This window comes from Marinagarivorans sp. (assembly GCF_982758155.1).
Genome location: NZ_CEXWTU010000232.1, coordinates 1 through 7522, shown reverse-complemented (window position 1 = coordinate 7522; position 7522 = coordinate 1). Strand labels below are relative to the sequence as shown.

The 7522-nt window shown below is 47.3% G+C and carries 3 protein-coding genes; 2 read left to right on the top strand and 1 reads right to left on the bottom strand.

Translation table 11 applies throughout. From position 1 onward, the window contains the following. Positions 1-79 precede the first annotated feature (79 nt). The gene (locus AC3A8L_RS18050; protein ID WP_487963670.1) at positions 80-2014 is read left to right on the top strand and encodes a M48 family metallopeptidase; all 1935 of its coding nucleotides are present in this window, start codon (positions 80-82) and stop codon (positions 2012-2014) included. Positions 2015-2036: 22 nt separating this feature from the next. On the opposite strand, the gene AC3A8L_RS18045 is transcribed toward AC3A8L_RS18050, so the two are convergent. Further along, positions 2037-5642: a CHASE domain-containing protein gene (locus AC3A8L_RS18045; RefSeq protein ID WP_487963669.1), complete on the bottom strand. Its 3606-nt coding sequence runs from the start codon at positions 5640-5642 to the stop codon at positions 2037-2039. 605 nt (positions 5643-6247) lie between these two features. Between AC3A8L_RS18045 and AC3A8L_RS18040 the strand changes: the two genes are divergently transcribed. Then, positions 6248-7522: protein kinase domain-containing protein (locus AC3A8L_RS18040; RefSeq protein WP_487963668.1), on the top strand; the 1275-nt coding region annotated here is incomplete at its 3' end.

Sequence of the window (7522 nt, the reverse complement as noted above, 5' to 3'; positions counted from 1 at the left end):
AGAAAGCCGATCTCTTCGCCTAATTGGATAAACTATTATTACCTCGCCCCTTAGCCCCCAACGAGACGCCATTCCCACTATGAACTTTTTTGAGCATCAAGATAAAGCCCGACGCCAAACTACCCGCCTCGTTCTACTACTATTGGTGGCGGTCGCTCTGGTTGTTTTATTCACCGCAATTATTGCTTCTGGTGTGGTGACTTATTTTCAAACTCAAACAGTTGTTGACACTCAGTGGACGGATATCGGCTATTGGAAGGCTCTATTCACTAATCCAATTTTTGCTTGGTCTGCGCTAGGAACCTTAACGGTTATTTTTTTAGGCAGCGCCTACAAAAGCCTGCAACTTGGCGGCAACGGTATTCAAGTTGCGCTATCAATGAATGCCAAGCATGTGCACCCCGAAACAGACAACCCCCAACACAAGCAGTTTTTTAATATTGTTACCGAAATGGCGCTTGCCTCAGGCAGCCCAGTGCCCAAAGTTTTTGTTATTCCGGGCCATGGTATAAATGCATTTGCCGCGGGCTTTAATCGGCATCAAACCGTCGTGGCAGCCACCGAAGGTGCTTTAGAGCAACTAACCCGCGATGAATTACAAGGTGTTGTAGCGCATGAGTTTAGCCATATTAATTTTGGCGATGTGAAAATCAATATGCGCCTTGTTGCCCTGCTACACGGCATTTTATTAATTGGTCTTATTGGGCAGCATATGGTGGGCGGATCAAGGTTCGGCCGCCGCCGTCACCATAGCCGCTCACGGTCCGATAATAAGTCCGCCGGGGTAGGTCTCGCGTTAATGGCCATCGGTTACGCCGGTACTTTTTGTGGCAATATGATTAAAGCCGCCGTCAGCCGGCAACGTGAATTTCTCGCCGATGCCAGCGCCGTACAATTCACCCGAAACCCTGAAGGTATCGCTAATGCCCTTAAAAAAATTGCCCGCGGCCCCGATGAGATAAGTATCGAATCAGAAAACGCCGAGCAGTACAGTCACTTCTATTTTTCTAGTTTGCGCGCACGATTTTTCAGTAATCTATTCTCGACACACCCCGACATTGACGAACGCATCAGCCGGCTGGGGCATTCATTTGAAGCGCAGCCTAAAAACTCCCCAAACGGTAGCAACCGGCACACCCAGCCCAGCAGTGATGTCGCCGATAATGCCATGGGCTTTGCAGGCTCCAGCGGTGCACACAACGCCAGCCGTACGGCTCAAACAATGACAAGCGCGCAAGCCGGTGAAGCACTCGTCAATTGCGTAGGTCAACCTTCGGCACAAAATCTGGACGCCGCAAAATTACACATAAAACAACTTCCAAGTGCCTTAATTGAAGCCTCGCATAGCGCCTTTAGTGCCCGCGCATTAATTTACGGCTTAATTATTACAAACACACCTAAAGATTTTCATGATGCACAACATGACTACCTCACGAAAAATGCACACCCCGCAACCGTTAAAGCACTAGCAGGGTTACTCCCCCAAATAGCAAAGCTATCGCAAGGCGATTGCCACAACCTACTATTAATGGCCGAAAGTGCCCTTCAAGACCAATCTAAAGAGCAAGCCGATGTCTTTAAATGTTGCGCAAAAGCGTTAATTGAAGCCGACAAACAACTCACACTGTTTGAATGGTGTATTTATCGACTCGCAATAGCGCCTTTCAAAGCTCAGCTTTCGGGCAACATAAAATTGAGTGATTGCGCACCAGCATTAAGCATTCTTTTTTATTATGCGGCCAGCCATACAGAAGCGGATCAACGCTTAACGCTACTCAAAGACGTCAATGCGATATTGGGGGTTCCACTTCCCGCTCCAGCGGCAGTTTCGCTGAAAAAGCTCGACGGCGCCCTCACACAACTGAGCCAGCTTAAACCGCTGAGTAAACCCGCATTACTCAAAGCATTAGTTGCGTGCATAAAAAGTGATGGAAAAATTACTGACGATGAGATTGCATTATTACGTATGGTCGCACTAGTACTCGATTGCCCAATACCGGATATTGCATTTTAGGGGCGTGCACTACCGAACAGGATTATGCGGATTGATTAGCCTCAACCCAGGCGGTGGCCAATACCGCAAACTCAGCCATTTCATTTTTTAGCGCGTCCACATCTGCGCCTAAGTTATCAAAATCGTCAGCCATGATTCTAGATTCGATATCTTGGATATGCGCATACAATTGATCGGCGCCGTAATTCCCTGCTAGCCCTTTAAAACTATGCAAAGAGAATTTAGCTTTCTGATAATCGCCCTGTCCAACGGCAAGCGCTGTCTCGGCCAAAATGACATTACCATTCTCAACCGCCGACTGTAGCGATTGACATAAACGAGCAATCCTTGGTGCGCGCCCACGCGTTAGAGTATTTAAACGCTCTAAACTTAATATTTCCAAGCGCCCTACCTCACTAGCATTGCTCGCTACAGCATCAGAAGACGTGACTGTAATATTCTCCTCCGAGCTGCCTTTTTCAATAACGCCAGCAGCGGTTACACTCAATGAGCGATGCAACCAAACGTTCATCTCTCGATAAAGTTCTTCGTGATCAATGGGCTTCGCGACAAAGCCGTCCATTCCCGCTTCGCTATATTGCTCTCGTTCAGACGTTAATACACCCGCCGTCATTGCGATAATCGGTAACGTACATCGGTGTTCGCGTTTTAATATCTGCGTTGCGGTAACACCATCCATTACCGGCATTTGTACATCCATTAGAATCATGGCAAATGATGGCCCAGCCTGCGAACTAAGGTCAGCTAAATACGCAGCAATCGCCTCCTCACCATTATTGGCGACAATCGCAGTCACACCCAAATCTTCCAATACATCTAATGCAATAGTTTGATTTAAGACATTATCTTCAACTAACAAAACATTAATACCTAACAACGAAGTGGTTGATTCTAAATCGTTAGGATTTGCGTCCAACGAATAGCCACCCTCACCATTAGCGCTGTATTTTTCGTTAAGTACTGCCCGCAAAGCAAGCGCCGTAACGGGTTTAATCATATAATTCGAAAAATAAGAATGGATGCTCTCGTCCAATAGTAAAGCCCGATGAGAATTACTTAAAACAAGTACAAAAGGACAAGCCGACAAACCCGCAGAGCGAAGCGATACGTGCGCCGATTCAAGAGAGCACCCTAACCCATCCATGTCCATTAAAACAAAGCTCACCGCCTCTAATAGCCGACTATCCAACGTCTCGTAATCCAATAACTGTGCCGAGGTTATTGTACTTATCGGGCAACCTAAATATTCCACATTAGAAGTAACACTTTGCTGCGTTCCCTCATTATCGCTGCACAATAAAACAGGTGATATTTTATTGTGCTCCACAGTGATATCGTTTGATGGCTCGGCAACCGGTAAATCGATGGTGAAACCAAAGGTTGTTCCGATACCCGCTTCGCTGGTCAAAAATATTCGTCCGTCCATCAAATCAATGATGCGACTTGAAATCACCAAGCCCAAACCTGTGCCGCCATAGCGGCGCGTTATAGAACCGTCGGCCTGCGAGAACGCATTGAAAAGCTGCTTTTGCTGCTCCGGCGTCATGCCGATGCCCGTGTCTGATACCGTACATACCATCTTCTGGCATTGCTGTACGCTATCAAATTCGCCCTCGATGCACACTTTCACACAGCCCTTTGCGGTGAATTTAATTGCATTTGAGGTTAAATTAATTAAAACCTGCTGTAACCTCAGTGCATCCCCCCGCAAATTACGTCTCACCGAAGGTGATAGGTGAATTTCGAGTTGAAGCGCTTTATCACCCGTATTAACGCTCATCATCATTGACAAACGCTCCACCAATTCATCTAAATTAAAAGGCGTAGAAGAAAGCTCCATGCAACCAGCCTCTACTTTAGAAAAATCGAGAATGTCATTGATTATGCCTAACAACGACTCGCCCGCGCCCCGAATCATACGCACATATTTTTGCTGAGCCCCAGAAGGTGAGGTTTTTTCTAGCAGTTGCGCAGAACCGATAACCGCATTCAGCGGTGTGCGAATTTCATGACTCATATTGGCAAGAAACTCACTCTTCGATTGATTAGCCGCCTCCGCTTTTTCTTTCGCTTGCGCCAATGCTTGCTCGGCCACTTTTTGCGCCGTTACATCATGCACCGCAGCAACAGTATGCAATGAACCGTGATGTTCAAGCGGTACTAAATTAACGGTTACTTGAAAAGCTTCGCCTGTTTTTTTCACTGCTTCCAACGAGCTATCAGCTCCCACAACGCGAGAGCTAGGCTGAGCCATGTAGGACGCGCGTAATTCAGAATGATGACCTGCAACCGCCTTTGCCACCAACGCGTCGATATTCATCCCCGTTAATTCGTTTCGGCCGTAAGCAAACACATCGTGTGCCCGCTGATTGGCTTGAACAATGTCACCCGTTGACGAAACGACGAGTAATGCATCAGGCGCTATTTCAAAAAATGTTTGTGAAGCATGCTCAGCCTCTTCGATTAAACGCGCCTGCAAAGCCAAGCTTTGCTCACTGACTTCTTTCGCTTCACTCAATTTAATGGCTTGGTCTCGCGAATGTTTGTTAAGAAAGTGCAACGAAACGATAACGTAAAACAACAGAAAATCGATAACGATACCGGCCAATAAAATATACAAAGGTTGCTGCATTTGCTGCTGATTTAGAATAGAATCCGGTTCGGCCTCGTAGACTACAGTCCACAGATGGCCTTGCACCAATAAGGGTTTCGCCAACAATAAACCGTGCTCAGTTTTATCATCAACTACTTTCTTATTGCTGTACAACAGATTATCAGGAGAAATTTTATCGCCATCATAGACAGTAAAATCTATTTTTTTATCCTCACCCAAAATACCATCCATGAGATCGTTGGCACGAAATGCGGCATAGACCCAACCCACAAAATGTTTTCGCCGCTGCTCAATATTAAAAACTTCTGAAGCCTCCGAGAAATGCTGATACTCACCATAGTAGGGCAAGTACATTAAAAAACCTTTTTGCAAATCTTCATCGATTTCTTGCACCAAAGTAATGATTCCCGAGAGCGAAGCCTCGCCAGAATTCCTTGCGTGCAGCATCGCTTTTTGCCGTATAGCGTTAGACCACATGTCGTAACCAAAAGCCCGCTTATTACGCCAATCAAACGGCTCCAAGTACATAATCGCCGAATAGTAGTCGCGCTCCCCCGCAGGGCGCACAGCATAATCAGGAAACCCTTCACTGCGTACCTCTGCCACATGGGAGGCTAATTGCTCAGGCGCCAATTGCACGGCATAACCCACCCCCTGAATACCTGGCAGACGAGTATTCAAACGCATTGAATTTACATACAGCTGCCACTCGTTACGATCAACATGGCTTGATGCGTTAAATAACCCCACAGCTCCGTGTAACGCTTGTTCGTACACCGCCATTCGTTCTCGAATAGCCCCATGCACTTCGTCCGCACCAAATTCAAACTGTTGCTCAGCACGAAGATCCATTACCTTATTCGCCAGCCAATATGCCGACACCGTGATAAGTAGTGACAGGCCGAGCACAAACCAACCGGTTAAAGGGCTGTGGACAATATTAACCCCACGCATGAGGGTGCCCAACCAAGCACGGCCTAGCGTTGCTCGCCCTTGCGGTTCATTTAACGGCATTAAATACCACCCATTACGTTAATACGACTCACCACTCTTTATTGCTCTTCAACAGGCTCACCCCTCGCATCAAATCCCTTTACCCAACAAACCATGAGCAAATTCTTCATACACTTAAGGTGCTCTTAAAAGCGTAGCGTCAATTTCACAGATAAGCCCCTGTACGCACTCATTAACGAGGAAAATCAGGGCTTTATCGCGCAATAATCTAAAAGCATATAAAGACTACCTATTCTTGTGCTACACGATTTTGTGGCCTCAATACTGCCTTTGTGTACAGCCCCTATCTCAGCTTTATGCCTGAACTTGCATTGGTGAGGTTTCGCTCGATATTGCCGTTGCGGTGCAATGCACCCACGAATAAGGTTTCACACAGTCCGAGGCTTAACCTCAGAGGGACTATCGCGCAAAGAATGTACGGCCTACATTACCGTTACGATTGGGCCTCACTCCTACTCTGTTCTGCACCAAATCAAAACACATCGCAATCTTTCACCCTAAACCGTATCTCGATTAAAGCGCCGAACTACTCAACAGTGGGCGCTTAGGCTATGATAGCCACCCAAAAATATTCACAATCCCTTTTGACTGGAACACGAAATATCATGGCGGTAGAGATCCCGGGCTATAAAATAATCAAAACCCTGGGCAAAGGCGGCATGGCCACTGTTTACTTAGCAGTACAGGATATTTTTGAGCGCGAAATTGCACTAAAAGTAATGTCGAAAGCGCTTACCGAAGATCCTACCTTTGGCCAACGCTTTATGCGCGAAGCCCAAATCGTGAGCAAGCTAATCCACCCCAATATAGTAACGGTCTACGACGTTGGCCTATCTAACGGCGCCTACTACCTTTCGATGGAATACATCAACGGCTCCGATCTCAAGCATGCCCGTAAAAACCTGACTTTTATGGAGAAGATCCACGCCGTAAAAGACATTGCCAGCGCACTCGATATTTCCGGTGGCAAAGGCTATGTCCACCGCGATATTAAACCCGAAAATATCATGATTGAGAGCAGCACCAAGCGCGCTGTTTTGATGGATTTTGGTATCGCCCGCGCCAGTGAAACAGACATCAGCGTTACCCAGGCCGGCACCGCTATTGGCACCCCCCACTACATGAGCCCAGAGCAAGCCAAAGGTAACGACGTAGACCCACGCGCCGATTTATACAGTTTAGGGGTTGTCTTGTTTTACCTGACGGCGGGTTATGTTCCTTTTGAAGGCGACTCTGCCGTTGCCATTGGGATTCGCCACATTACCGAAGCTGTGCCAGAGCTCCCCCACTACGCCCGCGAAATGCAATGGTTTATCGATAAGTCTATGGCCAAAAGCCCAGACGACCGATTCCAAAGCGGTGCAGAATTCATCAATGCCTTAGACGACATCGATCTTGACTATCTTGCTGAACAAGTAGCCCAACACGATGGTGATGACACCTCAGATTTCGACACCCCAACAATGGTCAGTGAGCACCCAATCCATCGTTATGGCGGCAGCACACCCGAAGACGATGGCCCAGAAGATTTCACGCTATCATTCAAAACAGAAGAGCCGCCCTCACTGAACCTGAAATGGCCACTTTATGTTGCAGGTGGCTTCGTTTCCACCTTAGCGGCCGTTGGCATATACCTTGTTGCAAGCTACCAACCTGCCGACATAGCACCTACCGAAGCTCAAATGAAATCGCCAAGTGCACAAAGCGCCATCGCACAGCTGGTTCTGGGTAAGCACCCCAAACTCAGCAAAGAAGAGCACGCGCGATACAAAGAGCTTACAGCCCAAGTAGAGCAAGCTCACGACGCTTATCAAACTTATGGATCGGAAAAAAACCTGCAGAAGCTGGTAGAAAGTTACCGCGCCATATTGGTACTGCTG

What these genes read in the sequence shown, in the direction of transcription:
- AC3A8L_RS18045 (WP_487963669.1), bottom strand. Translation starts at nt 5,642, where the DNA reads ATGCCGTTAAATGAACCGCAAGGGCGAGCAACGCTAGGCCGTGCTTGG.
- AC3A8L_RS18050 (WP_487963670.1), top strand. Translation starts at nt 80, where the DNA reads ATGAACTTTTTTGAGCATCAAGATAAAGCCCGACGCCAAACTACCCGC.